Raw genomic sequence first — 24658 nt, forward strand, 5'->3', positions numbered from 1 at the left:
CTTAACAAATGTAATTTTTTAATAACTGATTTTCAAAATTAATTTCCGAAATTATATCGTAAAGTAAACCCAGAACGAATCGATGTTTGTGGAAAGGATGTTGAAATTGCAAAATCTGAAAATGAATAATCAAAGAAGAAAATCCCTGTTAGGTTTCTATTAACGGCATATTCTGCATTTAACTTTGCTCCAAAAATTGTCTGACCCGCTGTAATTTGATTGTTTTCTAAATCTAGATATCTAATAATCGTTAAGTTATCTCTTACGTTAGCATCTAGAGACAAATTGAGGTCGCTAGCTGCATTTCTTCCGCCAGTGTTGCCGCCTAATTTTTTAAACAACCTCACATTTTTAATTCGGTAACCTAAGCCAAGTGTATACTCTTTGCTTTGCTCTTCGGTCATTAAATTATTATCAAAACTTAGCAATAATAACCTACTTGTACGAACCTCTGCAGTGACTTGTAAGGAATTTTTCATTGTAGCTTCAATACGAATTAAAGGACTAAAAGATTCCTCTAAATTTATACTACTAAATAAAGTTTCGCTTTTAATATTTCCACCTTGATCAACTTCATTTGGGAAATTAGGGTCGAAATCTAAATTGGTTCTAAACTGATTAATACTGTATGTAGAACGGTAACCGTGTTGTAAAGAGAAACGTTTAAACGTCTTTTTAAACCAAGGTAACTTCATTAAGCCTGTATATTTTAATTGCCAATTTGGTATTGGAATATCTCTAAAAGCGCCAAGACTTACTTTGTCTGGGTCTGAGCCATGATACGCGGATAAAAATGAAGGTAGTAGTACTTTTTGACTGTTTCTACCATAACCAATAGGGAATCCGTCTGCATCTAAATTTGCAGGGTTATTTACATCAATACCTGCGTTAGTTGCCAATCGTCGTGCTACAATAATTCTGTTATCTCTAAAAGCATCAAAGGCTTCGGATTGGTCAGCATCGCTCTTACTAAATGCAGTACCAATTAAAGAAGTAGAAATATTATAGTTGCCAAAAGTGTTTGGAGTTAAACTCACATATCTAGAGTTTTCTACTCTAAAGTTCTCAGCAAAATTTTCTTGATACAAACGCGAACCAATTAAATCAATTTTTAAATCGTTTAATGGTTCTAAAGCAGCTGTAAAATCTAATCGCTTTTCTTCAGTACGTGTAAATTGCTGATTAAATTCAGGGAACAAAGTTAGCCAACCATTTTGTGCTACACGTTGTCTAATATCTGCTTGGCTACCAAATGTAAACCCTAAAGTTGGTCTTAATGTGCCTATAAAACCAGGTGTATTTGTGTAACCTGGCAAGTAAGTTCCACCATTTTGCTCGTAATTTATTCCTACACGTTTTACCATGGTTACAACATCTAATAATGCATTACCGATTTTTTTACCGACACTTTTCTTTTTTGGTGGTGTCTGTGCAGTACTATTATTTCGATTACCTGATGTTCTCCTACTTGTGTTTCGTCTAGAACTATTTGGTTTTTTAATACCTAACTCCTTATACAAAGACTCTATATTAAGAGTAGTATTTAAGGTGTGCGTATTTCTGTTTTGAATAGCATTACCCAAATTAAAAACACCTGTTACATTTCCTTGTTGGTCAGTGGCTTCAAAATTTAAATTAAAATCAGAGCCTTTTTGCCATTGAAAATCTGAATTATAGGTATAAGTTGATTGAAGGAAACTTAAAATTGGAATTTTATTAAATGGTAACTCATAGTTAACCAAAAGTTGCTGATTCTGTACATTAGGGTCACCAACATTAAAGAAATCATCCCAAACATCTAATTCTGGGTCTTGTCTTCCATTTAGCCTATCGTCTATAAAATAGTTTCGGACAATATTGTTGTTACTCGCTGTAAAATTTAGACTCAGATTATCAGTTAAATTATAGTTTACAGCATACTGGAAATTAAAAGAATAATTACGTCTAAACACTTCCTCAATACCTATATTATTCCCAGCCAGTGCTACTTCTCTAAATTTTTGACTGTTAAAATCTCTGATGATATCTGCGTTTACAGAGAAATTTGTTGGTAACAAATTAAAATTGAAATCTTTAAGTATTTTCCAATACCTTCCAGTAAATAAAGAATCATTTTTCTTAAATGGTTCTATCTTTTTTGGCTCAAAAGCATAGGTGTAATTAACACCAGCACGAATATTTTGTTGAAGCGAGCGTTCTATTTCAAAATCTCGACTCTCTACTTTGTTATTTGAATAATTAAACGTGAAGTTTTCAACATCGTAAACTCTTTTTTTCTTATCACCAGTTCTGTTCTTTTTTACGCCTATAAGATTAATACTTCGTCGTTTGGTATATGTTTCGGACTGGCGTTCAATTTCTTCGGCTTCTTCTGCCGTTTGTGCAGCTTCTACTCGAGATTCTAAAGTTAAATCATTATAAAATTGGTCAAATTGAGGTGTAATCAATTCTTCACTATGAATATAATTAAGTGGTAGGTTAATACCCCATTTTTTAGGTAACAACTGACCCAATCTTACATTAGTAGTTACATCAAAACCAATAACATCTTCTCTGCTTCTTTCGTTAGGACTTTGCTCTAAACCACCAAAACCTATAGTACTTCTGTTGGCTGATGCACTTACTGATGCAAAATCTGCAAAGTTAGTGTCCATAGACATTACTGCTGCCCAACCGCCTTCGTTATCAAGGTCAGACATACGCAACTCATTAAACCAAACTTCACCACAAGCTGGCGTACGATTTAGTCCAGAATGTTTTACACCAACCATCAATACTCTTATGTTTCCAAAATTTGGATTACCTTTTATGGCTACACGTTGATTTTGAATTCCGCCAGTAGGAAATTCTTGAGCTGGATTATCTGATAAAACACCATCAACAACATCATAATATGTTGGATTTTCGTTTGCTAAAGTTTGTGCAGAAATACCTCTAGATTTTATCTCTTGAAATACGGACAATTCAATATTAATCTCATTTTCTTCTGGCCAAATTCTACGCTCTAGTGATGTTGCACCTTCTGCAATTAAATCGGAATTAATTAACGGGATTTCAACCTGATAAAAGTTATCAGTAAAATCATTTCCTAATCTTATAAACGCAACCAACTCTCCATCTTCTAAGCCCTGATTTTCTTGTGCTTCAGCATGCAAAAACATACGCAATTTATTATACTGACGCATATCAAGGCTAATATTTTTAAATACGCCTCGAGAATCTGTATCTACTAAATTACAAGCTTCTAAAACTAAAGATTGTTCGTTTTGTCTTACAACGTTATTGTTATTGTTTAATTCTTCACGACGAACGCCTGGTGGAATTACGTAATTGCCATCATTTTCTTGAATACCAATAATTGCGACATTAAACTCAGCATCCGGACTGTTATTTGCCGTATTATTATCTAAATCTTGAGTGAAACGTCTCCAATCACTTCGTACTAAATCTAAAGTGGCAAAGCGCATCGTCGTCGTTTCTTCGAAATCTGTTAAGTATAGTCGTGCAAAACGTACAGAACGAATATCAGATATTCCGCCAACAGCTCTTGTTGGTTCTGCAATTGGTAATCTAAATTGATACCAAGTCACATCTCTTGTTGTGCCATTTGGAAGCGTTACTGGCACTCGCTTTATATCGTTTATCTGCTCGTTATTAGGATTTAAACTTGCTGGTGTAACCTCAACTTCATATTCAAAATAACTGTTAATCGTGTTCATGGTGTTATCACGATTTATATCTTCTACATCTGGCTGTGTTGTATTACCACGATTGGTTTGAGAAAATTCATCAGGTGTGTTACCTTCAAATCCATTATACTGTCTATAGCGCTCAAAAATATTACCGTCGGTATTTAAAAAATAAAGGTAATTATCTAAAGACGGGTCAGGTCCGTAATCTAGAGATTGATTACCAGTTTGGTCTCTTAAAAACTGTACAACATCTTGCTCTTCTACATCGTCATAACCATCATATCCTACATCTTGATTTGTTCGTTGTTCACCTGTTGTTCCGAAGGTATAAATTAAAGATTGTGTTTGCGGAACAGCATAAGGCGTTTGTAGATTGATATTTTGAAGAAAATCTATATTTCCATCTTCTGGCAAACCATTTTCGAATTGTTTTTTCCCATCTTTAAGGACGTCTTCAGAAATGTTACCTAGGTTAATGGTTAACGTTCCTCCCTGACTTGTTGGGTTATCTAAAAATGGGTCTTGTACCCAAAACTCAATATACTCTACGTTAGCTTGTTCAAAATCTGTTGATGTGATTTGGCGTGTTATTCCTGCCCAACTATCGTCTGGGTCAAGCGCTTGTCCGTTAGCTGCATCTGGATCAAAATTATAAGGACCACGATTTGTAGGATAGTAAGTTAAATCTAATGTGTTTATAATGGCTTGTTGACCTTGTACTAAATCGACTTCTGGAAAAATTTCATTGATAAAAACACGACGCGTGTAAAGATTTGAAATATCTTCATCTGTAATACCAGAAGGTCGTTGTGTACCGTAAAATATTGGATCAATCGTGTACCAGTTTAACAAAGCTCTGTCAAATCCATTTTGAATTCCTAAATCATCTTCATTTCCTTGCGAATATGTGCGCCCAAGGTTTAATGGACGACTTGATAAGTTCCATGCAAATGGCGATAACAAATCTATATTGCCTTGCGTACCTTCAAAATCATCAATATAAGCAGTTGCTTCTCCATTAAAATCTGTACCCTTTGGTGCACCTGGTGCTAAATACGCAAACTCTCCTCGAATGGAAAAATTAGAAGGTGCATCTGTATCAATATTAGGTAGTTTATTTACTAAGCGTGTAAAGAACGGAACTTCGGTTGCAAAGTTTCCATTAATTCCAAAAATGGTATTGTTAATTGGCTCTGAATCAAAGTTTGCCTTTTGGGTAATCGGTCGCTCGTTTAAATTTAAAAGTGTTCCTCCCAAAAGAAAATTTTCATTGAACTGATGTTCTACATTAATACCTGTAAAACGTCTGGTTTGCTGTCCAAATAGCGCATTATTTTCTACATCTACATTAATGGGCGTATTAGATGCTTTTAAAGATTCGTCTAAAATTTCAACACGACCTGCGGCGTAGTTAACAACGTAATCAACACCTTCAACTAAAATTCTACCATTAGCAGTAACTCTTACTGAACCTCTTGCGGCATTGAACGGTATTGGAATTCCGCCACTTCCGCTACTGCTTTTAAAACGCCCTTTGATTTGAAACTTATTTTTATCAGCGTCGTTTAAAGCCTGAGTTTTAGTGCTCTTATATAATAAATCGTAAACGTACTTTTCTTGGTTTGGGTTGTATGATGTTGGTACATCATAATCTTCTGCCGTTGTTGTTGGGTCATCTAAAACATTAAAGAGATACTCTCCAAAAGGTTGTGTTTTGGTAAAGATTATTTTTCCGTTTTGAACCAAAACAGTTTGCCCATTAATAAAATCGAAGAAGCCATCACCACCTTCTTGCGGGTCGCCATTAAAGTTAAGTCGGTCTAAATGAAATAGCCGTATTAATGGCGTATCTTGAATATCACTATCATCATTAGGGTTTCCTGACGTATTATTATCATATTGCTGTGCAAATGGTACTTCAACACCATTAACTACTGCTGGTGTAATATAATTTAATGGCGAGGCTTCTGTATAAAAAATATTCAACCTAAAATCTTCTTGAGATAATTGAAAAGCACCAGTATCATAAATGTTTTTCATCATTAAATCCCAAACAGGTTGGTCTACGGCTGTAATGGCACTTTTAAGCATTTTAAGTACTAATGCTTGATTGTTCACAATTTGATTTCCGTTTCCTGGATTTACCGTAACATCTGTGGCATTAACGCCATCATTAGCAAATTCACCAACTTGATAAACTTGTCCGCCAACTGTGTACTGAAATGCTACTGCCAAAACCTCGTCATTTAACAAACGTTGGTTCAATGAAATGTAACCTAATTGTGTGTTAAGCTGATAATCCTGACCTTGTTGTAATTGGCGTGCACTTTCTAAAGTACCATAGTCGAACCCTTCATTAACAGGAACATTAATACCTGCTTCGACGTTTGAAATATTTCTTACAGCATCATTTAATAAAGAACCAGCACCACCGATATTTGTTGGGTCAAAATCGTTATTTCCATTATCTGGAAAACTACCTTGTGGTACATTTACAAAACCTGCCGGCTGTGGTGTTAAACCTATTCGGTCAGACTCTCCTAAATCTTGAAGCGCCACAACGTTACGAACATTTTGTGTCTGATTATTTCTGTTAGTTACCCAAACCTCAATCCTCGTAATTTGAATATTATTATTAATGTACGGATACGTAAGCATGGCTCGGTTATAATCCGCTTCGAAATATTGCGCTAAAAAGTAATGGCGATTTTCGTCATAATCTCTTGCAAAAAACTCGAACTCTTCTAAAGTCCCGCCACCTTGGGCTTGTACCGAGCGCGACTCCGACTGCTGCTCTGAAAACACAGCTGTTACTGTGGTTTTACCAAACTGCAATTGCGTTTTTACACCAAATAAACTCTGCGCTCCAGAAATTAAAGAACTATTTAATGGCATATTTACGTTACCTACTTCAATTTTTTGAATAATATCATCTTCCGTCGGAGTGTATTCTAATTTTACCAAATTTTGAAAATCGAACGTTCGTTCTGTATCGTATTGTGCATTTACTTGAAGTCTCGTACCGACGGTACCCGACAAACTCATACTAATTCTTTGGTCAAAATCAAAAGTAAAATTACTACGGTTTCTGGGTGTAAATGTTGGATTGTCTTGCTGCGAAAATAAAATACCCAAATCTACATCTACCGAACCTTGAGGAATAACAGAAATTGTATTTCCGCCAAAAATAGTTTCAAAAAAATCAGAATTGACATAAAAATCGGGTAGTAAATTCTTTTGCGCTTCTTCAGTTCCTTCTTTTTGACCAGAAGTAGCATCAATTTTTTCTTTATAATAGGCGTTCAATCGTTCGCGCTGCACCAAAGCCTGAAACTGCTTTGGAGTTAAGATTAATGGATAATTAACGTTAAAACTTCCAAATTTTTCGTTATAAATATATCTGTCTAAAATTGGGTCGTAAGTGTATTTTGACTCAATACCACCGATTGGAGGTAATTTTAAATCGCCAAAAGTAAATGTTGTTTTGGTAGAATCTTGCTCTGTTGGATTGGTTTGTGAAAATCCTAAGCTAAAACACAAAAAACCTAGAAAAACCAGGCTGTACTTTAATTTATTTATAGCGATTGAATTAATAGCGTTAGTTGTATTCAAAAGAATTATAAGTTTTTTAAGGCGTCTTTAATTAAAGTTTCTACAGTGGCATCTGGTTGTTGATTAAGTAATTTTTCAATCACTTTTTCGGACTGTTTTTTGTTAAATCCTAAAACCTCTAAAGCAGATAACGCTTCACTTTTATTAGTATTGTTTTGGGTTATGGAAACTTCATCAATTCCGTAAACCTTTAACACTTTATCCTTTAAGTCTAAGATGACGCGTTGTGCTGTTTTTGCACCTATACCTTTTACAGATTGAATTGTAGATACATCGCCAGAAGCTATAGCATCCTTAACTTGGTCTGGACTTATAGAAGATAACATTGTACGAGCAGTCATTGCACCTACACCACTTACAGAAATAAGAAGTTTAAAAATTTCGCGCTCTGTTTTTGATGTAAAACCGTATAATGTATGGGAATCTTCTTTTACCTGAAGATAGGTATATAATTTGATGTGTTCTTTATCTGGAATTTGACCGAAGGTATGAAACGAGATATTTACAAAATAACCCATACCATTACAGTCTATAACTACATCTGTTGGATTCTTTTCAACAAGCTTTCCTTCTATATGTGTAATCATGTAGTTAAAATAAAGTTAATGCCTCAAATGTAATAAAATTATTGAGACATTAAAGCCTAAAAAACCAATGAAAACCTATCCTTTTTTCTGTTTACGCTTTTCGCGTTCTTGAGCATCAATTACTGCAATTGCTGTCATATTAACAATCTCGTCTACACTTGCATCTAATTGAATAATATGTGCTGGTCTTCGTAAACCCATCATAATTGGGCCGATTGATTCAGCTTTGTTCAATTCCTTCAACAATTTGTAGGTAATGTTAGCCGATTCTAAATTCGGAAAAATTAGCGTATTTACACGATGGCCTGCTAATTTTGAAAACGGAAAAATATCTTGTAACATCTCTGCATTTAAAGCAAAATCCGCTTGTACTTCGCCATCAACAATCATATCTGGCACATGCTCGTGAAGATAAGCAACCGCTTCTCTAACTTTTCTGGTACTTGGATTATCCGCAGAGCCAAAATTTGAATAAGAAGTCATGGCTACAACAGGTTTAATTCCAAATAACTTAGCAGCAGCAACAGTCATCTGAGTAATATTTGCCAAATCTTCTGCAGAAGGATTAATATTAATAGCGGTGTCGCTTAAAAAAATAGGCCCGCGTTGCGTCATCATAACATTTGTAGCTGCGATACGAGAGACACCTTTGCTCATGCCTATAACTTCTAACATTGGTTTTACTACTGAAGGGTAACTGCGCGAATGCCCAGAGATTAGAGCATCTGCATCACCTTCGTTAACCATCATGGCTGCAAAATAGTTACGCTCTCTAAGTTTTTTTCCTGCAGAGTAGCGCGTCATGCCTTTACGCTCATGGCGTTTCCAGTAGGCATCTGCATACTTTTCTTTTCTTTCAAATTCTTCATCAGATTTTGGATCTATAATCTCGCAATCTGCTTCGAACTCAATTTCTGTCATGAGTTCTAAAATAGTGTCTTTTCTTCCTAAAAGAATAGGAATAGCTACACCTTCTTCGTAACAAATTTGAGCAGCCTTAAGCACGTCTAGTTGATCTGCTTCAGCAAAAACAACACGTTTTGGATTTGTACGAGCACGGTTAAGTAATAAACGCACATGTTTGTTATCAGAGCCTAAACGCTCAAGCAGACTGTCTTTATATTTTTCCCAATCGTCTATAGGTTGTCTGGCAATACCGCTTTCCATAGCTGCTTTTGCAACAGCTGGAGGAATCTCTGCAATTAATCGTGGATCAAAAGGTTTTGGAATAATATAATCTCGCCCAAAAGTTAAATATGTTTCGTTATATGCAATATTTACTTGCTCTGGCACAGGTTCTTTTGCTAAACGACATAAAGCTTTTACTGCGGCCAATTTCATTTCTTCGTTGATTCCAGTAGCTCTTACATCTAAAGCACCTCTAAAAATAAATGGAAACCCAAGTACGTTGTTTACCTGATTTGGATGGTCACTACGACCAGTTGCCATAATTATATCTTTTCGTGTCGCGATTGCAACATCGTATTCAATCTCGGGATTTGGATTCGCCATAGCGAATACAATAGGGTCTTTAGCCATTGATAAAAGCATCTCAGGCGTTACTATGTTTCCTACAGATAAGCCTAAAAATACATCTGCATCTACTAAAGCTTCTGCAAGATTACTATATTTTTTATCTGTGGCATATTTTATCTGACTTGGTAATAAGTCTGTACGGTCTTTATGTAGCACACCATCTTTATCAAATAATGTAATATTATTAGGGTTTGCACCTAACAAAACATATAAATTAACACAAGCCATCGCTGCCGAACCAGCGCCACTCACTATAATTTTAGCTGTTTTGATATCTTTTTCAGCGAGTTCTAAAGCATTAAGTAAAGCTGCAGAAGAAATAATTGCCGTACCATGCTGGTCGTCATGCATTACAGGAATATCAAGCTCTTCTTTAAGACGTCTTTCGATTTCAAAAGCTTCAGGTGCTTTGATATCTTCGAGATTGATGCCTCCAAATGTTGGCGCAATGTTTTTTACAGTTTGAATAAATTCTTCTACATTTTCTGTATCTACTTCAATATCAAAAACATCTATATCTGCAAAAATTTTGAAGAGTAAACCTTTACCTTCCATAACAGGCTTTGAGGCTTCTGGACCAATATTTCCTAAGCCCAAAACAGCTGTTCCATTTGAAATTACAGCTACTAAATTTCCTTTTGCAGTGTATTTATAAACGTTGTCTACATCTTTTGCAATTTCTAAACAAGGCTCTGCTACACCAGGTGAATATGCTAACGACAAATCTCGTTGAGATGCATATTTTTTAGTAGGTACAACTTTAATTTTGCCAGGTGTTGGTTTAGCGTGATACACTAAGGCTTCTCTTCTTTTACTTTGCTTACTCATATAATTTATTGACTAAATTAAGCGACAAAGATAGGCAATGAAAACCTGTCAAAAAATTGATTTGTACTAAATACGCTTAAAAATGAAGGATATTAGTACTATCACTATCTGAGCTATAAATTTTGAATTTATAGTCGTTAAGATTGGCTTCTAACTTAACAAAATGACTATTATTACTCCACGACAAATGTATTAGGTCGTTAGTTGTTGCATCAATTTTAAAATCACCTAAAAATGCTTTTGATGTATTTCTTAATCTAATAATCTCTAATTGTTTCTTTACAACATCTAGCTTAAGTCGTTCTTCTATTTCCTTTAGAGAAAGTGTAGTTCTATTAATTTCTTTATGACCACCTTCACCTGCTTTTTCGACTGCCTCATAATCGTTTGTGCCTACAAACAAATCTAAATACCAAACTTGGGGTATTCCTGGCATAAACATTTGGATAGCTCTTGCGAGTAACATTTTTGCATCGTCCTCACCAAGCGCACTATAAAATGTAGCATTGACTTGATAGTAGGAGATTTTGTTTCCGTCAGCATCATAAAGATTCTTGACTCGGCCACCACGAGCTATAATAGTTTCCATAATATGCTCTATATCCTCATCTGGCAACAAGCCATTATTGTAAGTTCCATTAATCTGTTTTCCTTTTAAATCTAAAACTGGTATGCCATCATGACAACCCAACATATTAACAGTTTTATACCCTTTTTGCTGAATATCAGTCAACCACTTATACAAGGCATTATTTGTCTTTTTTTCTAAGGTATGAATCATCAGTCCTGGCAGAAAGAAATCGTAAATGGTATAACCTTTGCTCGCGACTTCATCATGAAGATTAAGACCGTATTCTGCATGAATTTCAGGTAATAAAATTAGATTATTTTTTACTGCTATTTGATTAATCCTTTCAAGATAGTCCCAAGTTCCTGGCGTATTAAAAAAATTGGTTTGTCCGACTTCTTTATGCAAATAAGCAAAGGCATCTAATCGTAATATTTTACATCCAAAACGCTTTAATTTTGCCAAAGTCTCTTCATAAAATGCCCAAACTAATTCAGATTTTGCATTAACATCCATTTGACCTAAGAATGTGCATTTTTGACTTACTGCTGCAATTACCTTATCCTTAATGGTCTTCTCAATTTTAAAATCTAGAGTATTTATAGCTTCATTATTTTCTATAGCATCGTTCACTTTGGTTACGATAGTAGAAATATCACTCTGTTTTAATTCTTTTATATGCTGTAAATCTTTGACTGAAATTTTATTGTATGTAATTTTCTGATAAAAGGTGTTCCAATAAGGTTGCATTTTTCCATTTGAGAATGGAACTTTTAGAATAGGTAAACCTGATTTTCTCATAAAGAGTTTACTGAGAAATTCTTCTTTGGGTATAATTACACCTTCGTCATTTATTGTTCCGTGACCTTCCCAAAAGCTATTCCAATTGATAAAAAAGTCTTTGTATTTTGACTTTTCACCATGTTTAAGCAAGTCTTTAAATTGTGGTGAAGCTACAGAAAAGTGATTTAAAACAATATCAAACTTTAACATAATATTTAAACGGTCTAATATCTCTAAGTCTTCCTTTGATACTAAATCCTTGTTGATGTTGTAATCTATTATTGAAAATCCTCTATCTAAATCACTGTTAAAAAAGGTAGGTAATAGGTAAAACAACGAAAATGCATCTTTAAGCTCAGGCATTTTTAGCATACGTATTGTATCGCTCAAATTTTTACCAATACTATCTGGATATGCATTTAGCATTACACCGCTAAGTAAAGCTGCGTTCTCATTTTTGTTCATGAGGTAAAATTCTATAAAAGATTAGATAAAATATTAATATTATCAGGAAGCCTTCCAACATTTTGAAGTTTTAAAGCCGCTAGCTGAAGTGCAACTTCTAGGCATTCTTCCACTGGTCTTTTCTTTACGTAAGCAAACAAAAATCCAGACCAAAATGCATCTCCTGCTCCTGTAGCATCCATTACGTTATCTACTTTTACAGCTGGCAGTTGAATAATACCTTTACCCTTCTGAGAAAGTTTTACACCTTTGCTACCCAAAGTTAAGCAGATTGTTTCTACGCCTTCAGAATGAAAAAAATCGAAGATTTCATTATGTGGGAGTTGCTTATTAAACAACCTAAGCATATCATCCTCACTTATTTTAATTAAAGGATTAAATTTACAATAAGCTTTTATAACCTTTAGTGCATCTTCTTTATTATCCCAAATTTCATCAGCATAATTAATATCGATACTAAGCTTACAACCTGAATCAAAAGCCTCGTGTGCCTTTTTTAAAATTGTGGTTCGTGAGGGATTTTTACTAAGTGCAAAACACGTGGTATGAAAGATATATGTCTGAGAAAGTAAATTAGAAGATATTTGATTTTCAGAAATATGATAGTCTGCTTCTCGGTAGGCCACAAACTCGGGTGTTTTATCCGACCGAGAGACAAAAATGACAGAAGTTGGCTTATTCTTTAGTTTTTTTATTGGTTCTCTATTTACGCCAACCTCATTTAATCTTTCGAATATATATTCTCCAAAACCATCGTCACCTACTGTTGCTACCATAGTTGCATTAAGACCTAGTCTTGCAGAATTCATCGCTACATTAGTTGGTGAGCCTCCCAAATACCTATGATAATCTCTTGTATTGTTTATTAAAACATCTGTTTGATGTCCAATAAAATCTATTAGGACTTCTCCAACACAAAGAATGTCTATTTTTTTCATGAACTAAATACTATTAAAGATTTAATGACCTCCTATTGGCATAGTTACGACATTCTCAGGAGCTTTTTTGCTTTTAATAAATAATGTTAATACAGCGGCAATTACCAATAATATTCCTGCAAACGTAATAGCCAAACGAGGGTCGTTATTTAAAAATTTTTTAAGTATAAAACCAAATGAGACTGTTTGCAAAATCATTGGTATAACTATCATCATATTAATTATACCCATGTAAACACCGTATCTTTCTTTAGGTATTTCTGATACTACTATTAAATAAGGTATTCCCATCATACTTGCCCAACCAATACCAAAGCCTGTTATTGCAAAAAACAACAAGTTTTTATTCTCTATTTGCGGAAAGGCTAGGAAACCTATTGCTGCAATTATTAAACAAAATGCATGTACTTTTTTTGGACTATATTTTTTTGCGAATCCGACCAAAGCAAAAGCTACTAAAAAGGTTACGACATTATACCAGCCGTTAACAAGTCCTGTCCAGCCAACAGCTTCGCTGTACGCTTTTGTGTTTTCTGGTGTAGCATTCCATACCGAAAGCGCAACGCTTTTAGAAGAGTTTTGCCAATAACAAAACAAGGCATACCATTGAAATAAATAGACTAGTGCTAACTGCCACATAACTTTTGGCATATCTTTTATAGCCGAAATAATTTCTAATAAAGGCCCTAAAACACTACGTTTTTCACTTTTTAATTTGGCTAGCTCTTCCTCTGTTGGTGGAATTTCTTTGGTTTTACTTATACTCCATAAAATTGAAGCAATAGAACAAAAAGCTCCTAGAAAAAATGACGCATAAACCCAAGTTGGTAAAGACCCAGTCATTCCAATAAATATTAACGGAAAAATAAATAATGATAAATTAGCCAAAACTTGTCCTAGGCCTGTAAAAAAACTTTGCATCTGAAAACCTAAAGGCTGTTGTTCGTCATCTAACTTGTCGGCAATAAGAGCACGGTAAGGCTCCATCGCTGTATTATTACCAGCATCTAAAACCCATAACAAACCCGCAGCCATCCATAAAGAACTACTAAATGGAAAAGCCAGTAAAGTTAAACTACAAAGTATTGCTCCAATCAAAAAAAATGGCTTTCGCCTTCCAAATTTAGGACTCCATGTTTTATCACTAATTGCTCCGATGACAGGTTGTACTAATAAACCTGTTACAGGTCCTGCAAGATGAAGTATAGGTATTTGATCTGGACTAGCCCCAAGAAAATCATAAATTGGAGTAACTGCGCTCTGCTGCAAACCAAAGCTGTATTGAATTCCGAAAAATCCAACATTCATATTTAGAATTTGCCAGAAACTTAATTTAACTTTTTTGGTAATCATTCAGTTGTATTTTTGGTCTTAAAGTAATATATCTTCTATAAAAAAGAGCCAATGAAACTTTATTAACACTGACTCTTTTATCAATCAACTTAAAAAATTATTTAACTGCTCAAATAGTTTTTAGAAACTATAATTTAAACCAAGTGAGATTGATCTTCCTGGTACGGGTCTTACTCTTAAATAATTAGTTTGACCTTCTACTATACTACCTTCTTCTGATTCAGTAATTCCTAAAGTATCGAAAATATTATTTGCTGATAAATTAACAGCTAGTTTTTCGGTAATACCTACATTAACGAAACCATTTACTATAACGAAGCCAGGCATTATTAACTCATTAGAATCTTGAGCATACGCTTTTGTTTGCCCTATAAAACTTAGCCCTATGTTATTTTGCTTTGCCGAGCCAAAGTTATAAGACGGCAGAAAACTATAAATGAAATCTGGTTGTCTTCTTGGCGTGTTACCTTCATTAGCTCCAGAGTCTATTTCTGCATCTGTATATGTAAAACCTCCTCTAAAATTAAAGTCATTTACTCTATATGAACCTTCAACTTCAATACCTAAGGATTTGTAATCGTTTTCTATGATAGAGTTTGTTGTTGCTTCAAATCCACCCTCTTCAGTTGTTTTTGCATAGAAGAAAGTAGCATACAAAGACCCATTTTCAAAACCTCTTTTATAACCAATCTCTGCTTGATTGATAAAATCTAAAGCATTAATTCTATCGCTATTTGTGTAGTCCAAGCCCGTAAAAAGAATTCGGTCTGCTTTTGCTGCTGCACCTCTACTGTATCTAGCAAAAACTGCTTCTCCGTCTTTTAAAAGATAGTTAGCACCTAAAGAATATGAAACATAGTCGTAATCGTAATTAACTGCAGTTGGATTAGCTAAATCTATCGCCTGAGTGGTTTGCTCTGGTACCGAAATGTTACCATCATTATTTACATCAAAAGCCGTTGTTGTAGGTCCTGCAAAACTGCCATCTACTCTTCCTTTATCAAATCTGATACTTGCATCTATATTAAGTTTTTCTGAAGCCTCTAAACTTACTGCTAAATATGGTGCCGATGTATTATATTTTGTATCATAACTTCTTTGGCAGCAATCACCAAAAAAAGTAGCACCGTAACCTACAAGACCATTTTCAGTTAGTGGACTACCTGAACTATCAAAACCATCTATTAATCTTGCATTATCTCCAGCTGCTTCTAACAAATAAGAATTCCACAACCAAGACATAGATAAGTTTTGAACACCTTTAAAGTAGCCTAAAGTAAGATTTACATTATCTAATTTTTTTGTCAAACGGATATCGTTCATAAAATTATTAAAATTGTTTAATTGCGTGTCAAATAAAACAACTGGCGTAATGATTGTATTACCATCAACTGTACCGTCGCCATTTGCATATTGTAAAGAGGCATAACCATTACTTCCGCCAAAACCGCTAGGCGCTAAAAAATCATTTGCTGTTAAAACACTAGCTGGAAAAGGAGAATTAAATCCACCTCTGTTAGATGAAAATCTTCCTTTATTAATAACTTTAAAATCATTTCCTAAATCGAACGAAGCCTCAACACCAACCGATGTAGAGATAGGATTCATTCCGTCAGCAACATCAGAGCGTCTTAATTGTCCACTTTCACCTAGACCAACATTTTGAGTCAAATAAGGTGTATGTAATGTTTGATTATTAGCATCAAAATTTGGGATGTTCTCGTAATTTGGATTAGAGTTAGTACCTGTAACTTGGATTGGGTTTGGCAAATATGCTATTGCTCTATCGTTTAAATATTTTGCATATAATCTTACGTATCCGTTGTCAAACTCTTTTGTAAGGTTTAATTTTAGTTGCCCACCATTATTTGCAGTGTAGCCTGCATCTCTCATTCCTTCACCAACTCTATAAAAACCGCCCATATGAAAATACAAATCTTCACCTATTGGAGCACCATAATCAAAATCTGTTCTAAAAGAATTATAATCCATACCAAAAGTTGTACCTAAAGAACCTCCTTCTACCTTTCCTGTTTTACTAATTAAATTAATAATAGCACCTGGAGAATTAGAAGATAGTGTAGATGCTGAACCACCTCTAATTGCTTCTATACGACTTATATTATTATCGAATCTTGTAAATATATCTGCTGTAGCAAATGCCATATCACCAAACAATAAGACCGGTAACCCATCTTCTTGTAATTGAACGTATTTTGATCCACCAGAAGAAACTGGCACACCTCTTACAGCGATATTAGAATTTCCTTCTCCTCCAGAAGACTCAGAACGAATACCTGGAATTGTTCTAAATATTTCTGCAGTTGTTCTTGGTGCAGACTGTGAAATTGTACTTGGTCTTAAAGTGGTAACAGACACACTAGACTCTATTCTAGATTTTGGATTTGTTACCCCAGTTATAATAACTTGATCTAAAGATTCTGAATCTTCAGACATAATGATATCAACAATTATATCACTACCACTTATTGTAACAGCCTTTGTAAATTTTTTAAACCCTAAATATGACCCCACTAAGACGTAATCACCATTTTCGACATTATCAATAGTGTACTTACCATCAAGGTCTGACACTGCTCCTTTTGAAGTACCTTCAAGTATAACATTGACACCTAAAAGTGTTATACCTTCAGTATCTTTTACGACACCAGAGATACTACTTTGTGCAGAAACCATGGTTACAACCATGGCAAAAAGCATAAATAAAGCCCATTTACTTTTTATTGATTTCATTTTCTTTGGTTATTTAATTAATAAAATATTGGTTTAATAATTACTAAATTCATATTTATCTGCATACAAATGTATATTTTTAGCAACGAAAACGTTTTCGTTTTATCGAAAACGTTTTCGTTTATTATATTTGTAATTATTTTTATCGATGAAGCCCGTAACTTTAAAACAAATCGCAGAACAACTTGGTATATCTGTTACAACAGTATCAAAGGCCTTAAAGGATTATCCAGATGTAAGTAAAAAGACTAAAAAATTAGTTAAACAGCTTGCCGAAACCCTAAACTATAAGCCAAATTCGTTTGCCGTCACGCTAAGAACAAAAGAATCCAAAACAATTGGACTAATCATTCCAGAAGTGGTACATCACTTTTTTTCTAATGTTATTAAAGGTATTATCGCTCAAGCTGAAAAAAAAGGATATCTCGTTATTATCTTACAATCTAATGAGTCTTATGATTTAGAAAAACAACAAATCGAATTACTTTTAAGTAAAAGAGTTGACGGTGTTTTAATTTCATTAGCAAATGCTACTGGAGATTATAAGCATCTAAATGATTTGATAGCTCAAGAAGTTCCTTTAGTTATGTTTGATAAGATTGCAAAAATTGTTAACTGTTCTAAAGTTATAATCAACGATAGAAAAGCTGCATATACGGCAACAAAACATTTAATTGATATTGGTTGTAAACGAATTGCTCATTTTAGAGGTCCTTTATTGCCACAAAATTCGATAGATCGATTTTTAGGTTACAAGCAAGCATTAATAGACCATAATATTACATACGATCCATCTTTAGTATATATCTGTGATTGTAGTGTTAAGAGCTTTGAAGAAGGAAAACAAAGTGCAAATCAATTATTAAAAGACCATACTAATGTTGATGGTATTTTTATTAATACCGACTTAGTTGCGATTGGTGCAATGACAGAGTTTCAAAAAAATGGTGTCAGAATTCCAGAAGATATTGCTATTGTAGGATTTAGTAATTGGTTTATGTCTTCTGTTATATCACCAACCTTAAGTACCATTGATCAACCTGGATATCAAATGGGTAAAGAGGCTTTTAAATTATTATATAAAGAAATGAAAAGTAAAAAGCAAAACTTACCAATTGAGTATAAAACTGTAGAGCTAGAAACAGGGTTAATTAAAAGAGAGTCAACCAAAAAAAATTAATCTTTTAAAAACTTAATATTTTGTTGCAACCCTGAAAACTTTGTTCGTTTTACTGCCGATTTTTTGAATATTTTTCTAAAGGTGTCTTCGGTTATTTCTTCCCAATCCTTCTTGGTCATTGATAACAACTCTGGATGCGGATTAAACAACGGTTCACTATGTGGTTTACTGAAACGATTCCAAGGACAAACATCTTGACAAACGTCACAACCAAACATCCAATCGTCAAATTTTCCTTTAAATTCTGAAGGAATATTATCTTTTAGTTCAATTGTAAAATATGAAATACATTTACTACCATCTACAATATATGGTTCGGTAATCGCTTCTGTTGGGCAAGCGTCAATACAAGCTGTACAAGTACCGCAATGGTCTGTTGTTGGTGTATCGTAATCTAATTCTAAATCGATAATTAGCTCTGCTATAAAATAAAAAGAACCCGTTTTTTGACTTAACAGGTTACTATGTTTACCAATCCAACCTAGTCCAGATTTTGCTGCCCAAGCTTTATCCAAAACTGGAGCTGAGTCTACGAACGCTCGACCGTGAACTTCACCTATTTGTTCTTGAATTGAACTAAGCAACTCTTTCAATTTGTCTTTAATGACAAAGTGATAGTCGGTTCCGTAAGCATACTTGGAAAGCTTAAAAGTGTTTTCTGTCTGGGTTTCTTCAGGATAATAGTTCAATAATAGTGAAACCACACTTTTAGAATCTTCTACCAATAATGTTGGGTCTAAACGTTTATCGAAATGGTTTTCCATATAACGCATTTCGCCATGCATATTCTTATTCAACCAGGCTTCAAGTCTTGGCGCTTCTTCTTCAAGAAATTGTGCCTTACTAATTCCACAAGACAAAAAACCGAGGCGTTTGGCTTCGGTCTTAATAAATTCTGTGTATTTGGCTTTGTTATCAATCAAAATAATCCGCCTTGCGTAGGTCCTTTTATCTTTCCTAAATGTTTATAAGCTTGCTCAGTAACCTCTCGTCCTCTTGGCGTACGCATTATAAAACCTTGCTGAATTAGAAATGGTTCGTACACTTCTTCAATCGTTTCTGCACTCTCGCTTACCGCAGTAGCAAGCGTAGTAATTCCCACAGGTCCTCCTTTAAATTTTTCAATGATTGTGGTAAGGATTTTATTGTCCATTTCATCAAGACCATGCGCGTCAACGTTTAAAGCTTCTAATGCAAATTTTGAAATTTGAATGTCTATATTTCCATTTCCTTTTATTTGAGCAAAATCTCTAACTCGGCGCAATAATGCATTTGCGATACGTGGTGTCCCTCTACTTCTACCTGCAATTTCAATAGCTGCTTCCATAGATATTGGCATATTTAGTATTGCAGCACTTCGTTGAACAATAGTCGTCAGTAATTCTGTATTGTAATATTGTAATCTACTACTAATCCCAAAACGTGCGCGCATTGGTGCAGTTAATAAGCCTGAGCGAGTAGTTGCGCCAACTAATGTAAAAGGTGCTAAATTGATTTGAACCGTTCTAGCATTTGGGCCAGACTCAATCATAATATCGATTTTGTAATCTTCCATTGCAGAGTACAAATATTCTTCCACTATAGGACTTAATCGGTGAATTTCATCGATAAAAAGGACATCACGCTCGTCTAAATTTGTTAATAAACCGGCTAAATCACCGGGTTTGTCTAATACTGGTCCTGAAGTTACTTTTATACCTACACTAAGCTCGTTAGCTAAGATATGGGCTAACGTAGTTTTGCCCAAACCTGGTGGACCGTGAAACAATGTATGGTCTAAGGCTTCATCACGTAATTTTGCTGCTTGTGTAAAGATTTTTAAATTCTCAAGCACTTGATCTTGACCCGTAAAATCTTCAAAAGATAATGGTCTTAATTTTTTCTCAACGTCAAGTTCTTCAGGAGAAAAATTATCGTTTGTAGGGTCTAAGTTTTCGTTCATGATAAATTGGGCTTCGATTTGTAAGATACTCCTCATAAAAATATAAGAGTACAAACTAATTCAGCTCAGAGCAAATATAAATAAAAAGCCTTTCTAAATTAGAAAGGCTTTTTGATATTATAGTAATTTCTTAAATAGAATATTTAATGATGAAGTTCCTCTTCGCCATCTTTCATTGGTACATTTTGAGGTACGAAATCCACATCATGACCTGGCTTACTATAATCGTAAGGCCATCTGTAAACATGAGGAATTGCTCCAGGCCAGTTTCCATGTATGTGCTCAACTGGTGTTGTCCATTCTAATGTGTTAGATTTCCATGGGTTTTGTTCTGCTTTTTTGCCATAAAAAATACTTCTTATAAAGTTATATAAGAAAACCAATTGTGCAACACCTGCAATTAAAGCAAATATTGTAATAACAGATTGCGTGTTAGTGGTATCATCAAATAATGGGAAGTTTGAATTTGTATAGTAGCGACGTGGTAAACCAGCCATACCGATAAAATGCATTGGGAAAAATACGCCATATGCACAAACTGCAGTAATCCAGAAATGTAAATAACCTAGATTTTTGTTCATCATACGACCAAACATTTTTGGGAACCAATGATAAACTCCAGCAAATACTCCATATAATGCTGAGATACCCATTACCAAGTGAAAGTGAGCTACAACGAAATAAGTATCATGTACGTTAATATCTAACGCACTATCACCTAAAATTATACCTGTTAAACCTCCTGTAATAAATGTTGAAACCAAACCTATAGAAAAAAGCATAGCTGGATTCATTTGAAGATTTCCCTTCCATAAAGTGGTTATATAGTTAAATGCTTTTACAGCAGATGGTATTGCAATTAATAACGTCGTAAATGTAAATACAGAACCTAAAAATGGATTCATACCAGAAATAAACATATGGTGACCCCAAACAATCGTAGATAAAAATGCGATTGCTAGAATTGAAGCTACCATTGCACGATAACCGAAAATTGGCTTACGTGAATTTGTTGCAATAATTTCTGATGTAATTCCTAAAGCTGGTAATAATACAATATAAACTTCAGGGTGACCTAGGAACCAAAATAGGTGTTCAAATAAAACAGGAGAACCTCCTTGATAGTGTAAAACTTCTCCTTGGATAAAAATATCTGATAGAAAGAATGAAGTACCAAAACTTCTATCCATTATAAGCAATAATGCTGCAGATAAAAGAACTGGAAACGAAATTATACCAATTACAGCTGTTACAAAAAATGCCCAAATCGTTAAAGGTAATCTCGTCATTGACATCCCTTTAGTACGTAAATTTAAAACAGTAACAACATAATTAAGTGAACCAAGTAATGAAGAAGCAATGAATATTGCCATTGATACTAACCAAAGGGTCATACCTGCTCCAGAACCACCTTGTGCCATTGGTAAAGCAGAAAGAGGAGGATAAATTGTCCAACCTGCAGCAGCTGGTCCTGCTTCTACAAAAAATGATAAAATCATTATTACGCAAGACAAGAAAAATAACCAATAAGACACCATATTAAGGAATCCTGATGCCATATCTCTTGCACCAATTTGTAATGGAATTAATAAGTTACTAAACGTACCGCTTAATCCTGCCGTAAGGACAAAGAATACCATTATTGTACCGTGAATTGTTACCAATGCTAAATAAATATCTGCATCCATAACTCCGCCTGGTGCCCATTTTCCTAGCAATGCTTCAAAAAGGACATTTGGCTGTTCTGGCCAAGCAATTTGCATACGAATCATCATAGACATCATTATTCCTATGATACCCATAATAATTACACCAGTAATTAAATACTGCTTTGCAATCATTTTGTGATCTTGACTAAATATATATTTAGTCACAAATGTTTCTTTGTGGTGATGTACGTCGTGGTCGTCGTGAACGTGTGTTTCTGCTGTTGCTGACATAATCTTTTTTCTTTTTCTTAAAACAATTTTTTAACTACTAATTCAATGACTCTTTGAACTTTTTTTGTTCAGCCATCCAAGCATCAAATTCTTCTTGGGTTTCTACTATAATTTTCATTTGCATATTATAGTGAGATTTACCGCAAATTTTATTACATAATAGAAGATAATCAAATTCATAATTTAAATCTTGACCAGCTTCTTCAATTTCTTGTTTACGTTCTAAACGTAAAGCATTAATGTTTGCCACTTTATCCTGAATATCTGGATTAGCTCTCATGTCTTCAGTTGTAACCGTTGGTGTAAAACCAAATTGAGTTACCATACCAGGTACGCAGTTCATTTGTGCTCTAAAGTGTGGCATGTATGCAGAATGTAAAACATCCTGAGAACGCATTTTAAATAGTACTGGTTGACCTACTGGCAAATGTAATTCTGTTACAATAACATCATCTTGAGCATTAGGGTCATCTTCATCAACTCCTAAAATGTTAGCTTTATCTAAATCTATTAATCTAACATTTGCTTTACCAAGTACGTTGTCTTCACCTCCATAACGGGCTTTCCAGTTAAACTGTTGTGCATAAAGCTCTATTACCATTGGATCTTCGCTCTCGTCGATATTCATAATATCATTCCAAGTGAATAAACCGTATATAATTAATCCTGCTAATACAATAACTGGGATTATTGTCCAAATAGCTTCCAACTTATTATTATCCGCATAGAAAAGTGCTTTTCTTCCTTTTTCACCTCTGTATTTAAAAGCGAAATAGTGCAATAAAAACTGTGTAACTGTCTGCACAAAGAAAATCACAATCATTGAAATAATCATAAGATTATCAATTCCTGGTCCATGCTCTGAAGCGGAGTTAGAAGTCAACGGTAAATCACCTAAATAAGCAAAACTTAAAATGGTTATTACGTATATAAAGATAAGAAAACCTATCATCATATAACCGTTAAATTTATTGTCTTTATCAGTTGCTACTTGATTATCGGATTCCGATTTTCCTGCTTGTGACAAATCAAAAATCTTCACCATTTGCCATATAGCTATGGCTACAAACAGTACTATTATAAGTATTAATAATGTCGTCATTATCGTTTCAGTTCTAAATTTTTAATTAATAATGAAAGTGTTCGCTTTCTTTTATAAATGGGTTTCCTTTTGCTAATAATGGAGTTTTACTTAATGCATGGAATACAAGTAATAAGAATAATCCTCCAAAGAAACATACAGCTCCAATTTCAGGTGCTCCAATAAACCATCTCTCGCTAACTGTAGCTGGCATTATCATATTGAAAACATCTAAATAATGTCCACAAAGAATTACAATCCCTGCCATTACAATAAACCATGGAATACGTTTATAATCGCTATTCATTAAAAGTAATAACGGGAATAAGAAATTCATTGCAACCATTCCGAAGAAAGGTAGCGTATAATCCTCAATACGTGCAACAAAATACACTACTTCTTCTGGTATATTAGAATACCAGATAAGCATAAATTGAGAAAACCATAAATAAGTCCAGAAAATACTTATACCAAACATGAATTTTGCTAAATCATGTAAATGGCTATCGTTAACAAATTCTAATAATCCTTTCGATTTTAAATAAATAGTAATTAATGCAATTACAGTAATTCCGCTTACAAGCATGCTCGCAAAAACATACCAACCAAATAATGTAGAGAACCAGTGTGGATCAACAGACATTATCCAATCCCAAGACATCATTGATTCTGTATAAATATAAAATACTAAGAATGCTGCTGATATTCTAAAATTCTTTTTAAAGTTTCTATTATCATTGATATCGGCTGAATCTTGAGCCAATGAAAACTTACGAGAGAAATAACGGTATAATGACCAACCTGCTAAAAAGATAATTCCTCTTGCAAAAAACCAAGGTCTATTTAACCAGCTTTCTTTTGCTTGAATTATTTCATCATGAGCAACCACATCCGCGTCCATCCATATGAAAATATGAGACCCACCAAAAGCTGCGACTGCTAAAACTAGTAAGCCACCAGGCAATACGTAATACGTTATGGCTTCCATAACTCTAAAAAGAACCGGAGACCAACCAGCTTGTGCAGCATATTGTATTCCGTAGAAGGCTAAAACTCCTAATGATATCATAAAGAAAAAGAATGCGGCGACATATAATGCTGCATAAGGTCTATTATGGATTTGATGCAATGCATGCTCTTCGTGAGTCATGTGACCTTCTTCTGCGTTGTCATCACCATGAGAATTGCTTCCGTGATTGGTTTCAACCAAGTGCGTGTCTCCGTGACCTTCTGCTGCGTGAGCATCTCCATGGTCACCATGTTCTGCTGCTAGGTATTCAGAAATGTTATCTTCGGTAACAGCATGAGAATTCATGTAACCAAGACCCCAAAGTAATCCACCAATAACAATAAGGATGATTGAACCTATCTTTAATCGATTTGAAATTTTATATTCCAT

Annotated in this window: 13 protein-coding genes; 1 reads left to right on the plus strand and 12 read right to left on the minus strand. The window is 34.3% G+C overall.

What is annotated here, in order from left to right:
• Positions 1-38: 38 nt before the first annotated feature.
• The 7 genes from sov to ACFQ1Q_RS03665 form a co-directional block, all read right to left on the minus strand.
• A complete protein-coding gene (gene sov, locus ACFQ1Q_RS03635; protein WP_386128080.1) occupies positions 39-7304 on the minus strand; it encodes a T9SS outer membrane translocon Sov/SprA in 7266 nt (2421 codons plus the stop codon).
• A 5-nt stretch (positions 7305-7309) separates the two neighbouring features.
• Positions 7310-7891, minus strand: coding sequence for a Holliday junction branch migration protein RuvA (ruvA, locus tag ACFQ1Q_RS03640; RefSeq protein WP_386128082.1), 582 nt, complete (start codon positions 7889-7891; stop codon positions 7310-7312).
• Positions 7892-7966: 75 nt separating this feature from the next.
• Positions 7967-10255, minus strand: coding sequence for an NADP-dependent malic enzyme (locus ACFQ1Q_RS03645; protein ID WP_386128084.1), 2289 nt, complete (start codon positions 10253-10255; stop codon positions 7967-7969).
• Positions 10256-10331: 76 nt separating this feature from the next.
• On the minus strand, positions 10332-12071 hold the full coding sequence (locus ACFQ1Q_RS03650) for a glycosidase (protein ID WP_386128086.1): 1740 nt from the start codon (positions 12069-12071) through the stop codon (positions 10332-10334).
• Positions 12072-12082: 11 nt separating this feature from the next.
• Positions 12083-13009, minus strand: a complete 927-nt coding sequence (locus ACFQ1Q_RS03655) for a carbohydrate kinase family protein (RefSeq protein ID WP_386128088.1) — start codon at positions 13007-13009, stop codon at positions 12083-12085.
• Positions 13010-13030: 21 nt separating this feature from the next.
• On the minus strand, positions 13031-14362 hold the full coding sequence (locus tag ACFQ1Q_RS03660; RefSeq protein WP_386128090.1) for an MFS transporter: 1332 nt from the start codon (positions 14360-14362) through the stop codon (positions 13031-13033).
• 120 nt (positions 14363-14482) lie between these two features.
• On the minus strand, positions 14483-17116 hold the full coding sequence (locus tag ACFQ1Q_RS03665; RefSeq protein ID WP_386128092.1) for a TonB-dependent receptor domain-containing protein: 2634 nt from the start codon (positions 17114-17116) through the stop codon (positions 14483-14485).
• Positions 17117-17264: 148 nt separating this feature from the next.
• On the opposite strand from ACFQ1Q_RS03665, the gene ACFQ1Q_RS03670 reads away from it, so the two are divergent.
• Positions 17265-18296 carry a LacI family DNA-binding transcriptional regulator gene (locus tag ACFQ1Q_RS03670; protein ID WP_386128094.1) on the plus strand — a complete coding sequence of 344 codons (1032 nt, stop codon included), beginning with the start codon at positions 17265-17267 and terminating at the stop codon, positions 18294-18296.
• Here the strand turns inward: ACFQ1Q_RS03670 and queG are convergent.
• The 5 genes from queG to ACFQ1Q_RS03695 all read right to left on the minus strand — a co-directional run bounded on the left by queG (position 18293) and on the right by ACFQ1Q_RS03695 (position 24658).
• Positions 18293-19219: a tRNA epoxyqueuosine(34) reductase QueG gene (gene queG, locus ACFQ1Q_RS03675; protein WP_386128096.1), complete on the minus strand. Its 927-nt coding sequence runs from the start codon at positions 19217-19219 to the stop codon at positions 18293-18295. The genes ACFQ1Q_RS03670 and queG overlap by 4 nt on opposite strands.
• Positions 19216-20238, minus strand: a complete 1023-nt coding sequence (gene ruvB, locus ACFQ1Q_RS03680; RefSeq protein WP_386128098.1) for a Holliday junction branch migration DNA helicase RuvB — start codon at positions 20236-20238, stop codon at positions 19216-19218. Before ruvB ends, queG begins: the two co-directional genes overlap by 4 nt.
• A 143-nt stretch (positions 20239-20381) precedes the next feature.
• Positions 20382-22178, minus strand: coding sequence for a cytochrome c oxidase subunit I (locus ACFQ1Q_RS03685; RefSeq protein WP_386128100.1), 1797 nt, complete (start codon positions 22176-22178; stop codon positions 20382-20384).
• Between the two features lie 37 nt (positions 22179-22215).
• Positions 22216-23280 carry a cytochrome c oxidase subunit II gene (locus ACFQ1Q_RS03690; protein WP_386128102.1) on the minus strand — a complete coding sequence of 355 codons (1065 nt, stop codon included), beginning with the start codon at positions 23278-23280 and terminating at the stop codon, positions 22216-22218.
• Positions 23281-23305: 25 nt separating this feature from the next.
• Entirely contained in the window at positions 23306-24658 is a 1353-nt protein-coding gene (locus ACFQ1Q_RS03695; protein ID WP_386128104.1) for a quinol:cytochrome C oxidoreductase, read from the minus strand.

This window comes from Winogradskyella litorisediminis (genome assembly GCF_042675765.1).
Lineage (GTDB): Bacteria > Bacteroidota > Bacteroidia > Flavobacteriales > Flavobacteriaceae > Winogradskyella > Winogradskyella litorisediminis.

Coding starts and splice junctions, on each gene's coding strand:
- ruvA (WP_386128082.1), bottom strand. CDS start 7,891: ATGATTACACATATAGAAGGAAAGCTTGTTGAAAAGAATCCAACAGAT.
- ACFQ1Q_RS03645 (WP_386128084.1), bottom strand. CDS start 10,255: ATGAGTAAGCAAAGTAAAAGAAGAGAAGCCTTAGTGTATCACGCTAAA.
- ACFQ1Q_RS03650 (WP_386128086.1), bottom strand. CDS start 12,071: ATGAACAAAAATGAGAACGCAGCTTTACTTAGCGGTGTAATGCTAAAT.
- ACFQ1Q_RS03655 (WP_386128088.1), bottom strand. CDS start 13,009: ATGAAAAAAATAGACATTCTTTGTGTTGGAGAAGTCCTAATAGATTTT.
- ACFQ1Q_RS03660 (WP_386128090.1), bottom strand. CDS start 14,362: ATGATTACCAAAAAAGTTAAATTAAGTTTCTGGCAAATTCTAAATATG.
- ACFQ1Q_RS03665 (WP_386128092.1), bottom strand. CDS start 17,116: ATGAAATCAATAAAAAGTAAATGGGCTTTATTTATGCTTTTTGCCATG.
- ACFQ1Q_RS03670 (WP_386128094.1), top strand. CDS start 17,265: ATGAAGCCCGTAACTTTAAAACAAATCGCAGAACAACTTGGTATATCT.
- ruvB (WP_386128098.1), bottom strand. CDS start 20,238: ATGAACGAAAACTTAGACCCTACAAACGATAATTTTTCTCCTGAAGAA.
- ACFQ1Q_RS03685 (WP_386128100.1), bottom strand. CDS start 22,178: ATGTCAGCAACAGCAGAAACACACGTTCACGACGACCACGACGTACAT.
- ACFQ1Q_RS03690 (WP_386128102.1), bottom strand. CDS start 23,280: ATGACGACATTATTAATACTTATAATAGTACTGTTTGTAGCCATAGCT.
- ACFQ1Q_RS03695 (WP_386128104.1), bottom strand. CDS start 24,658: ATGGAATATAAAATTTCAAATCGATTAAAGATAGGTTCAATCATCCTT.